The 17,465-nt window shown below is 68.6% G+C and carries 16 protein-coding genes; 7 read left to right on the top strand and 9 right to left on the bottom strand.

Annotation, left to right across the window (positions count from 1 at the left end; translation table 11 throughout):
- Together AC1DTF_RS22575 and AC1DTF_RS22570 are read right to left on the bottom strand one after the other, a co-directional pair.
- Window positions 1-303, bottom strand: a 303-nt coding sequence (locus tag AC1DTF_RS22575; RefSeq protein ID WP_477475694.1) for a DUF2237 family protein, incomplete at its 3' end; no start/stop codon positions are given.
- Between the two features lie 22 nt (window positions 304-325).
- Window positions 326-3,448: an Ig-like domain-containing protein gene (locus AC1DTF_RS22570; RefSeq protein WP_477475693.1), complete on the bottom strand. Its 3,123-nt coding sequence runs from the start codon at window positions 3,446-3,448 to the stop codon at window positions 326-328.
- Between the two features lie 300 nt (window positions 3,449-3,748).
- Here AC1DTF_RS22570 and AC1DTF_RS22565 point away from each other — a divergent pair, with 300 nt between their 5' ends.
- Window positions 3,749-3,985 carry a hypothetical protein gene (locus tag AC1DTF_RS22565; RefSeq protein WP_057167446.1) on the top strand — a complete coding sequence of 79 codons (237 nt, stop codon included), beginning with the start codon at window positions 3,749-3,751 and terminating at the stop codon, window positions 3,983-3,985.
- A gap of 7 nt (window positions 3,986-3,992) precedes the next feature.
- Here AC1DTF_RS22565 and nagA read toward each other — a convergent pair whose 3' ends face one another.
- Genes nagA through AC1DTF_RS22550 form a run of 3 tightly spaced genes read right to left on the bottom strand, consistent with a single transcriptional unit; the run spans window position 3,993 to window position 6,364 of the window.
- On the bottom strand, window positions 3,993-5,117 hold the full coding sequence (nagA, locus tag AC1DTF_RS22560) for an N-acetylglucosamine-6-phosphate deacetylase (RefSeq protein ID WP_477475692.1): 1,125 nt from the start codon (window positions 5,115-5,117) through the stop codon (window positions 3,993-3,995).
- Window positions 5,118-5,903: a glucosamine-6-phosphate deaminase gene (gene nagB / locus AC1DTF_RS22555; RefSeq protein WP_477475691.1), complete on the bottom strand. Its 786-nt coding sequence runs from the start codon at window positions 5,901-5,903 to the stop codon at window positions 5,118-5,120. It lies immediately after the preceding gene.
- On the bottom strand, window positions 5,903-6,364 hold the full coding sequence (locus tag AC1DTF_RS22550) for a PTS sugar transporter subunit IIA (protein WP_477475690.1): 462 nt from the start codon (window positions 6,362-6,364) through the stop codon (window positions 5,903-5,905). Before AC1DTF_RS22550 ends, nagB begins: the two co-directional genes overlap by 1 nt.
- Before the next feature lie 67 nt (window positions 6,365-6,431).
- Here AC1DTF_RS22550 and AC1DTF_RS22545 point away from each other — a divergent pair, with 67 nt between their 5' ends.
- Window positions 6,432-7,970 carry a PTS transporter subunit EIIC gene (locus tag AC1DTF_RS22545; RefSeq protein ID WP_477475689.1) on the top strand — a complete coding sequence of 513 codons (1,539 nt, stop codon included), beginning with the start codon at window positions 6,432-6,434 and terminating at the stop codon, window positions 7,968-7,970.
- Here AC1DTF_RS22545 and AC1DTF_RS22540 read toward each other — a convergent pair whose 3' ends face one another.
- The gene (locus AC1DTF_RS22540) at window positions 7,971-8,519 is read right to left on the bottom strand and encodes a chorismate mutase (protein ID WP_057167451.1); all 549 of its coding nucleotides are present in this window, start codon (window positions 8,517-8,519) and stop codon (window positions 7,971-7,973) included.
- Entirely contained in the window at window positions 8,519-10,279 is a 1,761-nt protein-coding gene (locus tag AC1DTF_RS22535) for an N-acyl-D-amino-acid deacylase family protein (RefSeq protein ID WP_477475688.1), read from the bottom strand. Before AC1DTF_RS22535 ends, AC1DTF_RS22540 begins: the two co-directional genes overlap by 1 nt.
- A gap of 241 nt (window positions 10,280-10,520) precedes the next feature.
- Here AC1DTF_RS22535 and AC1DTF_RS22530 point away from each other — a divergent pair, with 241 nt between their 5' ends.
- On the top strand, window positions 10,521-11,360 hold the full coding sequence (locus tag AC1DTF_RS22530; RefSeq protein WP_477475687.1) for a hypothetical protein: 840 nt from the start codon (window positions 10,521-10,523) through the stop codon (window positions 11,358-11,360).
- Here AC1DTF_RS22530 and AC1DTF_RS22525 read toward each other — a convergent pair.
- On the bottom strand, window positions 11,332-11,979 hold the full coding sequence (locus AC1DTF_RS22525; protein ID WP_477475686.1) for a TetR/AcrR family transcriptional regulator: 648 nt from the start codon (window positions 11,977-11,979) through the stop codon (window positions 11,332-11,334). The two genes, AC1DTF_RS22530 and AC1DTF_RS22525, sit on opposite strands and share 29 nt — an antisense overlap.
- Window positions 11,980-12,072: 93 nt before the next feature.
- On the opposite strand from AC1DTF_RS22525, the gene AC1DTF_RS22520 reads away from it, so the two are divergent.
- From AC1DTF_RS22520 to AC1DTF_RS22505, 4 genes are read left to right on the top strand one after another with little or no spacing between them, the layout of a single operon-like run.
- Entirely contained in the window at window positions 12,073-13,197 is a 1,125-nt protein-coding gene (locus AC1DTF_RS22520) for a VOC family protein (protein WP_477475685.1), read from the top strand.
- Window positions 13,194-14,126 (top strand): fumarylacetoacetate hydrolase family protein, encoded by a 933-nt coding sequence (locus AC1DTF_RS22515; protein ID WP_477475684.1) that lies wholly within the window; start codon window positions 13,194-13,196, stop codon window positions 14,124-14,126. The genes AC1DTF_RS22520 and AC1DTF_RS22515 overlap by 4 nt, the downstream gene beginning before the upstream one ends.
- Window positions 14,126-15,295: a bifunctional 3-(3-hydroxy-phenyl)propionate/3-hydroxycinnamic acid hydroxylase gene (locus tag AC1DTF_RS22510; protein WP_477475683.1), complete on the top strand. Its 1,170-nt coding sequence runs from the start codon at window positions 14,126-14,128 to the stop codon at window positions 15,293-15,295. The genes AC1DTF_RS22515 and AC1DTF_RS22510 overlap by 1 nt, the downstream gene beginning before the upstream one ends.
- On the top strand, window positions 15,292-16,458 hold the full coding sequence (locus AC1DTF_RS22505; RefSeq protein ID WP_477475682.1) for a cytochrome P450: 1,167 nt from the start codon (window positions 15,292-15,294) through the stop codon (window positions 16,456-16,458). The genes AC1DTF_RS22510 and AC1DTF_RS22505 overlap by 4 nt, the downstream gene beginning before the upstream one ends.
- Here AC1DTF_RS22505 and AC1DTF_RS22500 read toward each other — a convergent pair.
- Window positions 16,455-17,465 (bottom strand): LmeA family phospholipid-binding protein, encoded by a 1,011-nt coding sequence (locus tag AC1DTF_RS22500; RefSeq protein WP_477475681.1) that lies wholly within the window; start codon window positions 17,463-17,465, stop codon window positions 16,455-16,457. The two genes, AC1DTF_RS22505 and AC1DTF_RS22500, sit on opposite strands and share 4 nt — an antisense overlap.

The raw sequence follows: 17,465 nt of genomic DNA, 5'->3' as shown, positions 1-17,465 counted from the left end.
CATCACCACCGGTGCCGCGCAGCCGTCGTGGTAGGCGCGCAGCCAGTTGACCGCGGTGACGCACCAGCGGTCCCCCGGTGTCAGGCCGGGGAACCGGTACTGCGGCATCGGTGTGCTCAGATCGTTGCCGATGGAGCGCTGGTGTTCCAGGAATTCGGCGGTGACCACCGCGCAGATGGTGTGCAGGCCCGCGTCTTCGGGGCCCGTCGAGCAGCAGCCGTCGCGGTAGAAGCCGGTCACCGGATCGGTGCCGCACGGTTCCAGTGGTCCGCCGAGCACATTCAGTTCGGGTTCGTCGGGCATGGACCCATCATGCTCCAAGCGGTCACAGGCCGTTGACCGGTGCCCCGTTCAGCAGGATCGAGATCAATCGATAGGAGGATGCCGGCACGTTCGCATACCAGGCGGCCAGCGGGCCGGCTTGCTGCAGCGTCAGGTTGCTGAACACGATGTTGCTGAACGTGCCCCCGTTCTCGGTGATCATCCCGAAGATCCGGCCCGCGCTCACCGGGGTGTTGCGCACGGTCAGATTGGTGATCGTCACATCGTCGAGGCGGGTGCCGGCGTTGCCGGCGTAGAGCAGGATCGCGCCGTGCACGGTCGCCGGGTTGGTGTTGGCGTTCGTGACGGTGCCGCCGTTGATCCGCACGCCGTTGACACCGTGGGTGTTGTAACTCCATTCGGAGGCGACGTAGATGCCCGCCGAGTCGGTGTTGGACACGGTGATGTTGTTGTAGGTGATGTTCTGCCCACCGACCACGGAAATGCCTCGGCCCCAGACGGTTCCGTTGACGGTGGGGTTGTTGATGGTGATGTTYCGGCTGATCGCGGCGTCGGGGAGGTAGGACACCACCGCGACGCCGTCGTCGCCGGTCCATTCGGTGTACGGGTTGTTGACCACGCCGTCGTGGGAGCCGTTGGTCATGTGGATGCCGTCGGCGCGGGACCGGATGACGCGGACGTCGTTGAGCTCGAAATAGCCTGAGCCGTCGACGTATATCCCGGCTCCGGCCGAGCCGTTGATGACCACGTTGGTCACCGTGACGTGGTCGGCCATGATGACCAGCTTGTGGTGCTGAGGGGCGTAGTAGCGCGGGCCGGTCAAGGCGGCCCCGAGGGTGATGTCTTTCAGGGTGACGTTGTCGGCGAGGATCTGCACCGAGGAGGTGTTGTCGTTGGTGGCGTAGAGGGTGGCGCCGTTGCCGATGATGGTGACGCCGGGAACCCGGATGGTCAGCACCCCGGAATGCTGGTAGGTCTGCGGTGCCAGGGTCAGGGTGTCGCCGGGGCGCAGCGCGTCGAACATGGACTGCAGCAGCGAGGTGCTGTCGCCGGGCACCGTGGTCTGGCCCGGCGTGATCGGCACGGTGACCGTCACGGTGCCGGTGGCCGTCCCGTCACCGGCGCGCACGCTGAATGTCACGGTGCTCGCGGCCCGCGCGGCAGCGTTCCGGGCCGCCTGGGTGGGGGTAAAGGTATACGTGCCTGCGGAGTTGATGCTCAGGGTGCCGTTGGCCGGCGGGGTGAGAACGGTGTAGGTCAGCGGGTCACCGTCCGCGTCGGTGAAGTTGAGGTTGCCGCTGACGGCGCCGGTCTGCGCATTCGGTGTCCCCACGGTCGGGGTGCCCGCGGTGGGTGCGGTGTTGCCGCGCACGACGGTCAGGGTGCGCAGCGCGTTGTCGGCCATATCGGTGAGGAAGATCTGGCGGCCGTCGGGGCTCAGCGCGAGGCGGTGTGATCCGGACTCCGGTGCCGGATCGCCGGCGACGGTGCTGATGACGGTGCGGGTGGCGGTGTCGATCACCGAGATGGTGTCGCGGCCGTTGGCCACGTACAGCACGCTGCCGTCGGGGCCGAGCGCCACACCCATCGGCTGAGCGCCGACGGTGATGGTGCCGACGAGCGGGGCGGCCGCGGCCGGGTTGAGCACCGAGACGGTGCCGCTGCCGTAGTTGGTGACGTACACCCGGCTGCCGTCCGCAGACACCGCGATATCGGAGGGGTTGGCGCCCAACGCAATCGGGGCGCGGACGGCCGTGTTGGTGGTGGTGTCGATCACCGAGACGCTGCCGCTGCCCCAGTTGGCCACGTAGAGCCGGTTGCCCGCGACGACGATGCCGCGCGGCTGGGAGCCGACGGCCACGGTGGCGATCACCTTGGGGGTGGCGCTCGTGTCGATGACCGACACGGTGTTCTTCCCGCTGTTGGTGACGTAGGCGCGCTGTCCGTTGGCCGAGATCTCGATGCCGTAGATCTGGCCGCCGTTGGTGGCGACCTTGTGCAGCACGGTGTTGGTGGCGGTGTTGATCACCGAGACCGCATTGCTGCCACCGACGTAGAGGCGGGTGCCGTCGGGGCTGAGCGCCAACGCTTTCGGCTCGCTGACCACCTTGATGGTGCTCGACGCGCCGGTGGCCCGGTCGATCACCGAGACCGTGTTGCTGCCGGAGTTGCTGACATAGATCTTGGTGTGCGAGACCACGACGCTGGTCGGATACGCGCCCACACCCTTGGTGGTGGGTGCCGAGAGCGCCGATGGCAGCACCGGAACCGTGACGGTCACGGTGGTGACGTTCACGCCGTCGCTGACCGCGACCGAGAAGCTGTCGACATCCGGGCCCGCCGTGACGCCGGCGGCCAGTCGGGCCGCCGCCGTCGGGGTGTAGGTGTAGGCGCCGGTGGCCCTGTTCACCACCACGGTGCCCTTGGCCGGGGTCACGCCGGACACGGTGTAGATCAACGGGATCGACTCGGGGTCCGTCCCGTTGATGGCGCCGGTGACCGCCCCGGTGGTCTGGTCCGGGGTCTGCTGGGTCGGTGACGCGGAGGGCGCGCCATCGGGGAGCGCCGCCGCGAGCGCGAAGGTCTCCTCGGACTGCTTGCGGGTCCAGGCCAGCAGCGCCCAGGCCGCCGGGATCTCGTCGGGCAGATCGGGGATGCCATCGGCCGATGGCGCGATGGCCACTTCCTCCGTGGTGGTCGGTGCCGCAATCTCGGGCGGCTGCGCGACCTCCGGAACGGGTTGCGGTTCAGCGCTGCTGACCGCCGCGGGGGCAGCGACCGGCGGGGCCGCGGGTTCGGGGTCTTTCGGTGTCGGCTCGACGCTGCGGATGACGGGTTCGGCGTCGGCCGGGGCCTCGATCGTGGCCCGCGGGGTCAGCGCCGTCGGTTCGTCGCGGCCGCGGCAGGTCGCGCAGCCGGTGCCGCGGACGGTGCGGGGGCGGACCGTCGCGGTCTTGGGAGCCTGCTTGGCACTGGGCCGCGTAGCCGGTCTCGGTTCGGGTGCCTGGTTCTCCGGTGCTGGGGCGGACTCGGCGGGACTCGATGACTCGGCGCCGGTGGAATCCGGGTCCGCCGAAGCCGTGGCCGGGCTGATGCCATATCCGATACCGAGCGCCACTGCCAGCACTCCGATACGACCGATGTACTTTGCGTAATCCATTGCCATGGCTCGGCCCGTCCGCTTCTCGAGAACGTGTGCTATTCGATTATCGACTTCGCGATCATGTCGTCTTTATTGCCGGATTGTGTGCCATTTCAATGAATTCGATGCAAACTCGCTGGCTGAAACCCCTGACTTCGCTTGAGGACTCGCCGCCCACCCAATACAAGAGTTTGCTGAAATTGAAGAATGGTACGGAGTGTGCCGCATAACTATGCCGCCTAGGCGATTAGCCAGAATTGCCGATCACCGTGCCATTCATCAATGGCGGCTTGCTTTCACCGTGCCCGGTAATACAGTGACCCCATGGTGTTGATGTTCATGGTGCGGATCATCGACGTGGTGGTGCGCGCCGTGCGGCTGATGGCGAGCGGCTCGGCCGCCGGCATCGCGCTGCTGGTGTTGGTCGTCGTGCTGTTCGCCGCGGGCGCCGTCTCGGTCGTCGCGCTCGGAGCCTGGCTGCTCGCCACGATGCAGAACAACCACGGCTGGATGGACGCGGTGCTGCCATGCGCACTCGGTGGCACCTGCCCCGCGTGGTGAGTGAGGGCTAGACCCACGACCCCCGGTGCAGCACACCGGTGACGGCGAGTTCCTCATCGAGGGCCACCAGGTCTGCGGTGGCCCCGGCCGTCAGCTCGTTCGCCGGGAGCCCGAGGGACCGGGCCGGGTTGATCGAGGATTGGGCGACCGCCTGCCGCAGTGCCGCATCGCGGTCCAGCCCGCTGTGCTTCACGGCGAACCGGAACACCCGGTCCATGGTGGCGGTGCTGCCGGCGATGGTGTCGGTGCCTGCCACCCGGGCCACCCCGTCGACGACGTCCACCCCGAGCGGGCCCAGTTCGTAGCGCCCGTCCGACATACCGGTGGCGGCCATGGCGTCGGTGATCAGCGAGACCCGCTGAGTGCCAACGCTTTGGGTGACGAACCGGTAGATTGCCGGGTCGATGTGCACGCCGTCGGTGATCAGCTCGACGGTCACCCGGGGGTCCTCCAGCAGCGCGACAACCGGGCCCGGTTCGCGACGGTCGATCGGGCGCATCGCATTGAACAGGTGGGTACCGACGGTGGCGCCCGCGTCGATGGCCGACCGGGCCTGCGCATAGCTGGCTTCGGTGTGCCCGACCGCGGCCACCACCCCGGCGGCGGTGAGTTGGGCGATGGCCGCGAGCGCGCCGTCGCGTTCGGGGGCCAGCGTCACCATCGTCACGGCGCCGTCGGCGGCGGCGAGCACCCGGTCGATCTCGGCGAGATCCGGGTCACGCATGAGGGCGGGCTGGTGCGCCCCGCACCGGTGCACCGACAGCCACGGGCCTTCCAGATGGATACCGGCCAGCACCCCGGACCGGACGTCGGCGGCCAAACTGTGGACCTGCTGGAGCAATTCGTCGGGCGCGGCGGTCACCAGCGAGGCGATCAGCGTGGTGGTGCCGTGCCTGCGGTGCAACGCGGCCGCGGTCGCGGTCTCCTGCGCCGAGGCGGCGGAGAAGTTCGCGCCACCGCCGCCGTGCAGGTGGGTGTCGACGAACCCGGGCACCACGATGCCCAGCTCATGATCCGCGCGGCCCGGGGGCGCCCCGGCACCGACGGCGCGGATCGTGCCGTCGGCGACGTCAATCCAGCCGGGCCGCAACAGATCCGCGCCCGTCAGCAGGGTATCGGCGGCCAGCAGCACTCAGATGCCCTGCCAGTCGGGTTTGGAGCGGTGCGTCTCGCGGTAGTAGTCGGCCAGCTGCAGCCGCCGGGCCGCGGCGTCGTCGAGCAGCACCGTCACGTGCGGATGATGTTGCAGCACCGATCCCGGCCACATCGCGCTCACCGCACCCTCGACGAGGTGGTGCACCGCCTCGGCCTTCTGCCGGCCGGTGGCCACCAGCACGACATGGCGGGCATCGAGGATGGTGGCCAGCCCCTGGGTCAGGCAGTGGGTGGGCACCGCGTCGATATCGTCGTCGAAGAAGCGGGCGTTGTCCGAACGGGTCTGCGCGGTCAGGGTTTTGATGCGGGTGCGCGAGGCCAGCGACGAGCCGGGTTCGTTGAAACCGATGTGCCCGTCGGTGCCGATCCCGAGGATCTGCAGGTCGATGCCGCCGGCCGCCCGGATGGACTCCTCGTAGGCGGTGCAGGCGGCCGGGATGTCGGCTGCCAGGCCGTCGGGGCCCTGCACCGCGCCGGGCGCGAAATCCACCCGGGACACGAACACATTGTCGATGACGTTGCGGTAGCGCTCGGGATGCTCGGCCGGCAGGCCGACGTATTCGTCGAGGGTGAAGCCGCGGACCTGGCTGAACGAGATCTGCCCTGCCGCACAACGGGTCACGAGTTCGTCGTAGATCGCCAGTGGGGACGACCCGGTGGCCAGGCCGAGCACCGCGTCGGGCTTGCGGTGCAGTAGCGCAGTGATCGCGTCGGCGGCCACGGTGCCGATCTCGGGCGGGCCCGCAAGGATGATGACCTCCATCAGCGACTCGCCACGAACAGCTCGTCGCCGGACGCGATGGGCGCGTCGAGCGCCGCGGTCACCGAGATGTTGGCGGGTTCACGTTCGTCCATCACCACCACCGGCACGATCGGATCGAGCCCCTTGGCGACGATGGCCGGGACGTCGAAGGTGATCACCGGCTGTCCGGCGCTGACCTGCTCCCCCTGCTGCAGGTGCGTGGTGAAGCCCTCGCCGTCGAGCGCGACGGTGTCCAGTCCGAGGTGCACCAGCACGCCGACATTGTCGGGGGTCAGCACGACGAAGGCGTGCGGCATCAGCTTGAGCAGTCGGCCGCTGACCGGCGCGACGGCGGTGATGACTTCGCGCGGCGGGTCGATCGCGGCACCGTAACCCACCATGCCCTGGGCGAACACCGGGTCGGGGACATCGCCGAGGGCCACCGCGCGCCCGGCCACCGGGGCGATCACTGTCGTCGTCATGGTCCCAACACTACGAGCGTCGCCGAACATGGTCTTGGCTTCGCCGCTTCTCGTTTAAGCTCCCCGCATGGGTGGGTCGACGAAACCTCAAAGCAGTCGCCGAATTCCGGGATTCGCGCAGTTACAGCGGCTCGGCAAGAGCCTCATGCTGCCGATCGCGGTGCTACCGGCGGCCGGCATCCTGCTGAGACTGGGCCAACCGGACCTGCTGGGCCGCATCGAGGCGCCCGTCATCGGGCCGTTCTTCCAGGCGATGAGCGCCGCCGGCGGCGCGCTGTTCGACAACCTCGCGCTGCTGTTCGCCGTCGGTGTGGCGATCGGTTTCGCGAAGAAGGCCGACGGCTCCACCGCGCTGGCCGCCGTCGTCGGCTACCTGGTGATGGACAAGGTCTTCGAGACCATGTCGCCGTTCGTGCTCGACGGAGTGCTCGACAAGGCCGGCGAGCAGGCGCAGATCAACTACAGCGTCTTCGGTGGCATCGTCATCGGCCTGCTGACCGCGTGGCTGTTCGACAAGTACCACACCATCGAACTGCCTTCCTATCTCGGCTTTTTCGGCGGCCGCCGGTTCGTCCCCATCGTGGTCTCGCTGACCAGCCTGTTCGTCTCGTTCGCGATGAGCTACTTCTATCCGATCTTCGACGCCGGGCTGACCAGCCTGGGCCAGTTCATCGGCGGCGCCGGCGCGCTGGGTGCGTTCGTCTACGGGTTCGCCAACCGCATGCTGATTCCGGTGGGCCTGCATCACATCCCGAACTCCTACATCTGGTTCCTCTACGGCGACTACGACACCCCCGAGGGCGTCGTGACCGGTGAGCTGACCCGGTTCGCCGCGGGCGATCCCACCGGCGGGCATCTCACCGCCGGGTTCTATCCGATCCTGATGTTCGGTCTGCCGGCCGCGGCGCTGGCGATGATCCACGTGGCCAACAAGAAGCAGCGTAAGGTCGCCGTCGGCATTCTGTCCGCGGCGGCGCTGACGGCGTTCCTCACCGGCGTGACCGAGCCGTTGGAGTTCGCGTTCATGTTCGTGGCGTTCCCGCTGTACGTGATCCACGCGGTGCTGACCGGGCTGTCGCTGGCGATCGCCTACCTGCTGGACATCCACCTGGGCTTCTCGTTCTCCGCGGGGCTGATCGATCTGCTGCTGTACGGCACCGCGCCGGCGGCCAAGAACATCCCGCTGCTCATCGGGATGGGCGTGGCGTTCGCCGTCATCTACTACCTGCTGTTCCGGTTCGCGATCACCCGGTGGAACATGCGCACCCCGGGCCGCGAGCCCGAGGAGGAGTTCGAGGCCGAGGAGGCCGCGAATCTCGGTGAGGTCGGTGTTTCCGCCACGGCGGTGGCCACCGTCGATGCGCCGGTGCGCGCCGACACCAAGGCCGAGCAGGTCATCGCGGCGTTCGGCGGCCGGGACAACCTGGTCAATGTGGATGCCTGCATCACCCGGCTGCGGATGGAGGTTGCCGATCCGGCCAAGGTCGATCAGGCCCGGCTGAAGAGCCTCGGTGCGGCCGGGGTGATCGAGGTGGGCAGCAATGTGCAGGCGGTGTTCGGCACCGAGGCCGAGGCGCTCAAGAACGCCATCAAGGACGTGCTGTAACTAGCCGCAGTAGTCGTGGGTGGCGTATTCCAGCGCCCGCCGGTACAGCGGATCCAGGCCCCGGTTGGCCACCACCTCGTTGATGCTGGCACCCACCTCGGCGCGGCAACTCGGGGACTGTAGTGCCGGCCACTGGTGCGCGATCTCGCTGACCATGGTCTGGTTGAGGCCGTCGATCGTGGTGCGCGTCGACGCGAGGTCGGGTGCGGTGTCCGGCGCGGCGGCCGGGTCGACCTTCCAGTCGCCGAACAGGCTGTACTGCAACGACACCGTCGCGTCGATCTGGTCGCGGAACACCTCGCGGACGTACGCCGGGTCGGCACCCTGCGCCTGCGCCGCGGTTGCCACGGTGTCCAGGACCTGCGCTTCACGCTGCGGGTCCTGGATCTGCCCGCCGGTCAGGTACTTGCTGGCCGCCACGGGTTCGGCGGTGAGCAGGCGCTGCGCGGCGGCGTCGACCAGCGGGTGCAGCGGGCTGAGCACATCGGCGCCCGCCACCGGTGCGGCGGCAACCGCCAAGGCCGCCAACGGGATCGCGAGACCGCGCATCAGCGGCTCCCGCGGACCAGTCGTCCCGGCCGGGCACCGGTGTCCACCCCGTCGCGGCGGGTGATGACCCCGTTGACGACGGTGGCGGTGTAGCCGGAGGCGCCCTGCACCAGGCGGTGCCCGCCGGCGGGCAGGTCATAGGCCATCCGCGGGGCGTGCAGGGTCAGCGCATCGAGGTCGATCACGTTGACATCAGCCTTCTTTCCGATCGCGATCACCCCGCGGTCGGTCAGCCCGAACAGTTGCGCGGTGTCATGGGACTGCTTGCGGATCACGTACTCCAGCGGCAGCTTATCGCCGCGGTGCCGGTCGCGCGCCCAGTGCGTGAGCAGGAACGTCGGGTAGGAGGCGTCGCAGATCATGCTGCAGTGCGCGCCGCCGTCGGACAGGCCGAGCACCCCGGCGGGGTGGGTCAGCATCTCACGGATGGCGTCGTGATTGCCCTCTGCGTAGTTGAACATCGGCAGCATCAGCATGGTGGCGGCATCGGCCTCCAGCATGAGGTCGTACATCGTGGTCAGCACGTCCTCACCGCGGGCCTTGGCGATCGCGGACACCGTGCGCTCGGCGGTGGGTTCGTAGTCGGGCGGGTTGCCCAGCGAGTAGAGCCGGTCACCCGAGTACTGCGCCAGCGCGAACATGCCGTCGAAGAGCACGTTCGGGTCGACAGGCAGGTCCTCTTCGGACAGGATCGCCGCCCGCACAGCGGGTTCGGCGAGCTTGGCGGCCAGCTCCTCGCGGCTCAGCGCGGCCTTGAGCTTGCGGTAGGTGGGCCGGTGGGTGAAGGCGTGGTGGCCCGGGAAGCCGAGCAGCATGCCGAACGGTCGCGCGGCGACCTGCGGGTAGAGCCGGCTGCCCGCCTGGTGGGCGGCCGCGGACAGGTCGAGTTGTTCGCGCCACAGGTTGGGGTCGGCGTCGACCTGGATGAGGGCGAAGCTCAGCGCGCAGTCGATCTCCTCGCCGAGGCGGCGCATCCACTCCAATTCCTTTCGGGGCGCGACGATGTCCTCACCGGCGGCGCCTTGCGGGGCAAGTTCGAACACCGCACCGCCGCCGGCCGCAGTGGCCCGGCCGAGCGCGAACAGTTCGTCCTCGGCGGCGAAGGTTCCGGGCACGGGTTCGCCGTCCATGGCGCGGTGGGCCAGTGTGCGCGAGGACGAGAAGCCCAGGGCCCCGGCCTCGATGGCCTCCTGCACGATCCGGCTCATCGCGGCGATGTCGTCGGGGGTGGCCGCTTCGTTGCGGGCGCCACGCTCCCCCATGGAGTACGCGCGGACGGTGCCGTGCGCGATCTGGCTGCCCATGTCGACGGCGAGTTCGCGGCGGCCGATGACATCGAGGTACTCGGCGTAGGTCTCCCAGCCCCAGGTGATGCCCTCGGTGAGCGCGGTGCCCGGGATGTCCTCGACGCCCTCCATCAGTTCGATGAGCCACTGTTCCTGGCCGGGCCGCACCGGCGCGAAGCCGACTCCGCAGTTGCCTGCGACGATGGTGGTGACACCGTGGTTGCTGGACGGCTCCAGCAGGTCGTCCCAGCTGACCTGGCCGTCGTAGTGGGTGTGGATGTCCACGAAGCCGGGCGCGACGATCTTGCCGGTGGCATCGATGGTTTCGGCGGCCTCGGCCTGCAGGGTCGGGTCGCCGGTCCCGCGCCGGCGGACCTCGACGATCTTGCCGTCCTTGATACCGACGTCGGCGGTGAACCGGTCGGCCCCGGTGCCGTCGACGACGGTCCCGCCGGTGATCAGTAGATCGAACACGATGCACTCCCTTGGCCGGCGTCCCTTTCGTCGTGTGTAACACGACGGCACCGGCGTACTAGGCAGATTCGGAAAAGTGTTCACTGTCGGCGCGGCCCGGCGGCAGGACCCCGCCGAAGTCCCTAGGAGCGAGATCGAACACACGGTTGTGAATCACGGCAGAGTCCGGTTATCCACAACCCTCACGTCGATCTCGCTCCTAGGGCCATAACCTGTCAGTCCCCCCGAACACCATGACTCCATGACGCCGTTCGTGGGCAGCGAGGCCATCGCACACAGAGCCGTGACCCCGGGAATCCTGCGCTCGCAATACACCAGGATCCTGCCGAACATCTACGTCCTCAAGGGCACCGAACTCGACCTGGAAGTCCGCGCCCACGCCGCCTGGCTGTGGTGCGGGCGGACCGGAGTCGTCGCGGGCCGCGCTGCCGCCGGTTTGTATCTCACACCGGGCGCCGTCACCGCCGATCTCATCGAACTGATCGCGCTCAAGAGCAAACACCCACCCGGTCTGATCGTCCGAAACGAGCGCATCGCGGTCGATGAGATCAGCGTCCGAGAGAATCTCCCGGTCACCAGCCCGGCCCGCACCGCACTGGACCTGGCCCGGTATCTGGAACGCGATGCGGCCGTCGCGATCCTGGATCCGTTGACCGCCGCCACGGGCATCACCAAGGACGACATCTGGCGGCTGGCTGATCGCTACCCGGGAGCGCGTGGTATCCGGAATGCCGTCCCGGCCATCCTGGAAATCGATTCCGGCGCAGCGTCACCGGAGGAAACCCGCGTCCGCCTCCTGTTGTCCGACGCCGGACTGCGTCCGACGCACTCCCAGATCAGGATCACCGACGGCTTCGAGGAAACGGTCATCGCCATGGGATGGCCCGATCTGAAGGTCGGGGTCAACTGCGATCGTTTCGCCACCCAAGGCCGTCACGCCGCGGAGATGGCCGAATTCCTGCAAAGCCAGGACTGGCTCACCGTCCATGCACTGCCCGGCCACAGCGATGGAAGTATCGTCTGGCGGACACGCAACGCGGTGTGGTCACGCCTCACGAGGCAGCCTGTTGCGCCGCGCTGAGATCCGGCAGCGGCCGCGCGCAGACCTCGCGCGCATCGGCCTCGGACATGCCGAACAATCGCAGCACATCGGCGGTCACCACATCGGCGGCGTGTGCGTCATCGCGATCCGGTTGCGCGGCAAGCAGATTACCCAGACCGAGCAGTGCCCCGCCGGCCACCGCCAGCGCCAGCTCGGGGTCCTCGACACGGAAGCGGCCCGACGCCACCCCGGCAGTGATATCGMGCAGGGCCCGCGGCGCCRGCCCACGATCGGACTGCAGCAGCGTCATACCGTTGGCCAGCAGCACCTTGCTCTCCTGCGGCCGGGCCCGGAACATCCGGCCGGTCATCCGGAAGCTGGCCGCGAAGATCTCGGCGGGATCGTCGAGGTCGGCGGTGCAGGCGTCCAGGATGTCGCCGTGCCGGTCGAGCACCTCGGTCACCGCGGCCTCGAACAGCTGCTCGCGGGACTCGAAGTGGTTGTAGAAGGAGCCCATGCCGACATCGGCGGCCTGGGTGATCTCCAGGATCGGCGCATTGAGCTTGCCCGCGGCGATGAACGACTGCGCGGCGACGAGCAGCGCGGCGCGGGTGCGCTGCTTGCGGCGATCGGTACGGCTCGGCGCGTCTTCGGGCATGACCACAGTGTGCCTCATTTCTGATGAATTCGTCAGAAACTCTTGACTGAGCGTCCCGTCGCATGTGACGATTTCGTCAGGAAAGGCGGTCACATGGTTGTTGACGTGCACAAAGACCTGCACAGCGAGCACGGGGCACGACACGGCGAACACCCCGGCCGCGCACGCAACCCGATCATCAAGATCCAGGACCTGGCCTGGCTGGAGTTCGAAAAACCCGACCTGACCCGGGCCGAGGCCTTCGCCCGGGCCTTCGGGTTCCAGACCGCGCTGCGCACCCCCACCGAGTTGCATCTGCGTGGCACCGACGCCGGCGCGCCCTGTGTGCTGTTGCGTCACGGCTCCCGGACCCGGTTCGTCGGACTGGCGCTACAGGCCGTCGACGAGGTCGACGTGCTCCGAGTGGCCGACAAGACCGGCACCGTCGCGCGGCCCCTGCCCGAGGCGATCGGCGGGCTGGCCGTCGACCTCGCCGATCCCAGCGGCACCCCGGTCCGGGTGGTCGCCGGAATGCACCCGCTGCCCGAGTCACCGGTGCAGCAGCCGCTGGTGCACAACACCGGCCGCTCGACGGTCCGCACCAACGCCACCCAGCGCCCGCCCCGGGTGCCGGCCCGCATCCAGCGGTTGGGCCATGTGGTGCTGCAATCCACCACCTACCTGCAGACGCTGAACTGGTACCTCAACACCTTCGGGATGATCGTCAGCGACTTCCTGTACTTCCCCGGCCAGCGTGACCGCGGACCGGCCATGAGCTTCATCCGCTGCGACCGCGGCAGCACGCCGGCCGATCACCACACCGTGGCACTGGCGCTGGGCCCGGCGAACCGTTACGTGCACTCGGCCTTTCAGGTCAGCGATCTCGACGCGCTGGCCGCCGGCGGCGAATACCTCAGCGAGCGTGGCTATTCGCGGTCCTGGGGCATCGGCCGTCACATCCAGGGCAGCCAGATCTTCGACTACTGGCGTGATCCCGACGGCTTCCTCGTCGAACACTTCGCGGACGGCGACATGTTCGACAACACCCTGGAACCCGGGTGGGCCGAGTTCACCGCAACCGGCCTGTCGCAATGGGGCCCGCCGGTCACCCGCGACTTCCTGGGCGCCGATCTGAAGTCCGTCCGCCACGAGGCGGCATCCATGCTGAGCGCCCTGCGCGGCGAGAACGAATTCGATATCCGGCGGCTGGCCGGCCTACTGAAAGTTGCTTCCTCATGACAGTTTCCGTGTTGCGCACCGCTGACGCCTGGTGGGTCAAGACCGCGAACGGCGCCGCCCGCATCGCCACCTCGGCCACCACCACCGCCGAACTGCTCGCCGACCGTACCGCCATCGACGCCGCGCTCACCGCAGATGTCGTCCCGATCGACACCCTCGATCTGGTCTCCCCCGTCACCGCGCCGTGCCGGGTGGTCGCGCAGATGACCAACTTCGAATCCCACGTCCGCGATTCCGGGATGGACCCGAAGACGGTGCCGCTGACCTTCTTCCGCAAATCCTCGGCCTCGATCAGCGGTCCGTTCGACGATATCGTCAAACCCGGGCATGTCCGGTTCCTGGACTACGAGGTCGAGATCGGTCTGGTGGTCGGCCGCGACATCCCGGTCGGCACCAACCTCTCCGATAACGACCTGGCCGATGCGATCGCCGGGCTGGTCATCACCAATGACGTGTCCGCACGCGACATCCAGCTACCCCAGACCCAGTTCTACGAGGCGAAGTCCTACCCCAGCTTCACCCCCGTCGGCCCCGAACTCGTGCTGGTCGACGGCGACGACCTCAAACGCTTCGGCGACCTGCGACTCACGTTGTCCGTCAACGGTTCCCAGCGCCAGAATGCCGTCGTCGAGGGTGACATGCTGTACCGCCCGCTGCAGGCCCTGCAGTCACTGACCCGGTTCCAGGATCTGGCCGCCGGAGATCTCATCCTGACCGGCACCCCGGCCGGCACCGCGCTGCGTGCCCCGGCCAAGCCGATCGAGATCATCGGCAGCTTGCTACCGCCCGCGGTGAAATGGAAGGCCTTCTTCAAGCGTCAGGCCTCCAACACCGACTACCTCAGCGACGGCGATATCGTCGAGGCCACGATCGGAACCGATGACGGCACCATCGACCTCGGCGTGCAACGCATGCGAGTCAGATACTGATGACGACGCACGTGCCGGTGGCCGTCATCGGCGCCGGACCGACAGGGATGACGGTCGCCACCCTGCTCGCGCAGTGCGGCATCGAGACACTCGTCCTCGACCGTTGGCCCGATGTCTACCCGCAGCCGCGCGCGGTGCACCTCGACGATGAGGTCTACCAGATCCTGGCGCGCGTCGGCATTGCCGACAGGTTCGCCGCGATCTCGCGGCCCGCGCTCGGTCTGCAGCTGGTCGACGAACACCACCGGGTGCTGGCACGCTTCCGGCGCCGCATCGGACGCCACGGCTTCCCGCAGGCCAACATGTTCGACCAACCCGAGCTGGAAAGACTGTTGCGGGACAACCTGACCCATTACCCGCAGATCCGGATGCGCGGCGGCGTCGAGGTGATCGACCTGGCGCCCGGCAGACCGGCCCGGCTCACCCTCGCCGACGGCGAGGTGATCACGTGCGACTACGTGCTGGGCTGCGACGGCGCAAACAGCTTGGTGCGCAAGCGGATCGGCGCCGCCATGCAGGACCTCAAGTTCGACCAGCGGTGGCTGGTCGTCGATATCGACACCGGCGCGGACCTGCAGCAGTGGGACGGCGTGCACCAGGTCTGCAGCGCGCACCGGGCCGCCACCTACATGCGGATCGGTGCGACCCGGTACCGCTGGGAATTCCAGCTGCTGACCGAGGAGTCGGCATCCGACTACGCCGGCCTGGATGCGTTGCACCCGTTCATCGCGCCGTGGGTACCCGAGGGCACCGAGCTCGAGCTGGTGCGGGTCACCGAGTACACCTTCCGCGCCCAACTCGCCGACCGCTGGCGCCGCGACAATGTGTTCCTGCTCGGCGACGCCGCGCACCTGACCCCGCCGTTCATCGGGCAGGGCATGGGCGCGGGCCTGCGCGATGCGATGAACCTGGCCGGGAAGCTGGCCAGGGTGATCAACGGCGAACTGAACGCGAAAGTACTGAACAGCTATGAGCGGGAACGCAAACCCCACGCCCGGAACATGATCCGCCTCGCGCTGATCGTCGGGCGCGCCATGACCGCGGGCGGCCGAACCGGCGACCGGGCCCGGCACGCGCTGGCGGCCGTGCTGGCCATCCCGCGCGTGACGGCGCGTCGGCTGCGCCGCAAGACCGTGGTCGCACAACCCGTTGCCCGGAGGATCCCATGACCGCCACCTACCGCGCCGACATCTACCGCACCGGCGCCATCCTGGACCCGTACCCGCACTACCGGCGGCTGCGCGACCTCGGCCCGGTGGTGTGGCTGAACCGGCATAAGTGTTTCGCACTGCCCCGCTACGCCGAGTGCAAGGCCACCCTGCGCGACGATCAGCAGTTCATCTCGGGTGACGGGGTCTCGCTGAACATGTTGGCCAACAGGTTGTCCAAGGGCACCACGCTGGCCAGCGACGGTGATGAGCACGCCGAGCGCCGCAAACTGGTCGCGCACCGGATGATGCCGCGGGCGTTGCGCAGTCTCGGCGACACCGTGGACGAGCAGGCCGCCGCGGTGGTCGAGGCCGCCGTCGCGCAGGGCAGTATCGATGGCGTCGACCTGGCGACCGCGCTGCCGCTGGCCATCGTGCCCGACCTGGTGGGCTGGCCCCGCGATCAGCGCGAGCATCTCATCGAGTGGGGTGGGGCCACCTTCGATGTGCTCGGGCCGCTGAATTGGCAGGCGATCAAGGCGGTTCCACGGGCATGGGAGATGTTGCGTTTCGCGCGGCGCGTAGTCCGACGCCGCGACGTGCTGGCCGGCAGCATCATCGACGAACTGTTGACCGCCGCCGATCAGGGTGCACTCGACCACGCCGAGTGCCCCGCGTTGATGGTCGACTACATCGCCCCGTCGTTGGACACCACCATCAGCGCCATCTCGAATGCGCTGTACCTGTTCGGGACTCACCCCGAGCAGTGGCAGCTGCTCAAGGACGATCCGGACCTGATCCCGGCCGCCGTCAACGAGGTGGTGCGCTACGAGTCGCCGCTGCGGGCGTTCGCCCGGCAGGTCCGCCGCGACACCGAGATCGCGGGCAGCGCGATCCCGGCCGGGTCCAAGGTGTTGGTGCTCTACGCCTCGGCCAACCGCGACGAGCAGGCCTGGGACGACCCGGAGACCTTCGATATCCGTCGTAATGCCGGTGCGCACATCGGTTTCGGCAACGGCGCGCACGCCTGCGCCGGGCAGGGCTTGGCCCGGCTGGAGACCGTCGCCATCCTGCGGGCCCTGGTGGCGCGCGTCGACCGCATCGAGGTGACCGGTGAACCGGTGTGGGCGGTCAACAACATCATCCGCAGGCACCAGAGCCTGCCGCTGAAGCTGATCGCCTAAAGGGTCTCGAAGCAGGAGTCGCTCTCACCGGTCGGGATCGCAGCGTCCGTGGACGAGAACTTCCCGGTCACACCGGTACTCGTCACCGCGACGCTGTCGGCCTTGATGCCGAGCGGGTAGTTGTCATTGAGCGTGGTGGTCAACTCGTTGAGCGCGGTCTGCACGGCGTCCTTGCCGAACGGCCCGGTGACGTCGACGACGTTGAGGTCCAGGTTGCCCGCGTTGACCTCGGGTCGCGCGGTGATGGTGGTGCCGCCGGTGGCCTCCAGGATCAGGGTGCCCGCGGCCGCGTCGGTGCGCACCCCGGTGACCAGGTCGCCGACGACCGGCAGGTTCTCCGCGACGGTCTGCTTGATACCGTCCGCGGTCCAATCCAGCGTGGCCGTCACCGACCCGATGGTGCCCTTCGCGTCGGCGGTGGGCTGCAGATCGATATCGCTGAGCGTGACATCGGCGGTCATGCCCTTGGCTTCCTGTACCCGGTCGCCGGTGGTGATCACCGAGATGTCGGAGTAGTGGTCGGTGAGGTACTGCCACAGGAACGGCGGCGTCACCGAGTAGGAGACGTCGGCGGTGTCCTCGACCAGACAGTCGGTGATACCGGAGAGCACGGTGCCGGCGCGGTGCCGGGCGTAGAGCTCCGCCGCGGCGAGCCCGCCGACCAGGACCGCCACCACGATGACGGCGATCAGCGCGATGCTCTGCTTGTTGCGCGTGGCCGGGGGCGGCGGGGGCTGCATCCCGGGTGGCCGCAGCGGCGGGGCCGGCGGCGGTGGTGGCGGGGCGTTGCGGATCTGCTGGGTCACCGGGTCGGGCACCCGGATTTTCTGGGTGGACGGCTCGGGCCGTGGGAGGCGCTGGGTGGGCGGCTCGGGTCGCGGCAGACGCTGGGTCGGGCTGGACCGATCCCCCGGTCGCTGCGCTCCTGCCCGCCGGTCGGGCCTGGGTGCCCGCGGTATCCGCCGGGTCGCCGGGTCGCGCGGCGGTTCGGGCGGCTGCGTCGGCAT

The sequence above is a fragment of the Mycobacterium sp. P4_H6 genome, assembly GCF_056400845.1.
This window is presented reverse-complemented; position numbering and strand designations above follow the sequence as displayed.

Coding starts and splice junctions, on each gene's coding strand:
- AC1DTF_RS22565 (WP_057167446.1), top strand. CDS start 3,749: ATGGTGTTGATGTTCATGGTGCGGATCATCGACGTGGTGGTGCGCGCC.
- nagB (WP_477475691.1), bottom strand. CDS start 5,903: ATGGAGGTCATCATCCTTGCGGGCCCGCCCGAGATCGGCACCGTGGCC.
- AC1DTF_RS22550 (WP_477475690.1), bottom strand. CDS start 6,364: ATGACGACGACAGTGATCGCCCCGGTGGCCGGGCGCGCGGTGGCCCTC.
- AC1DTF_RS22545 (WP_477475689.1), top strand. CDS start 6,432: ATGGGTGGGTCGACGAAACCTCAAAGCAGTCGCCGAATTCCGGGATTC.
- AC1DTF_RS22540 (WP_057167451.1), bottom strand. CDS start 8,519: ATGCGCGGTCTCGCGATCCCGTTGGCGGCCTTGGCGGTTGCCGCCGCA.
- AC1DTF_RS22530 (WP_477475687.1), top strand. CDS start 10,521: ATGACGCCGTTCGTGGGCAGCGAGGCCATCGCACACAGAGCCGTGACC.
- AC1DTF_RS22520 (WP_477475685.1), top strand. CDS start 12,073: ATGGTTGTTGACGTGCACAAAGACCTGCACAGCGAGCACGGGGCACGA.
- AC1DTF_RS22515 (WP_477475684.1), top strand. CDS start 13,194: ATGACAGTTTCCGTGTTGCGCACCGCTGACGCCTGGTGGGTCAAGACC.
- AC1DTF_RS22510 (WP_477475683.1), top strand. CDS start 14,126: ATGACGACGCACGTGCCGGTGGCCGTCATCGGCGCCGGACCGACAGGG.
- AC1DTF_RS22505 (WP_477475682.1), top strand. CDS start 15,292: ATGACCGCCACCTACCGCGCCGACATCTACCGCACCGGCGCCATCCTG.
- AC1DTF_RS22500 (WP_477475681.1), bottom strand. CDS start 17,465: ATGCCGACGCAGCCGCCCGAACCGCCGCGCGACCCGGCGACCCGGCGG.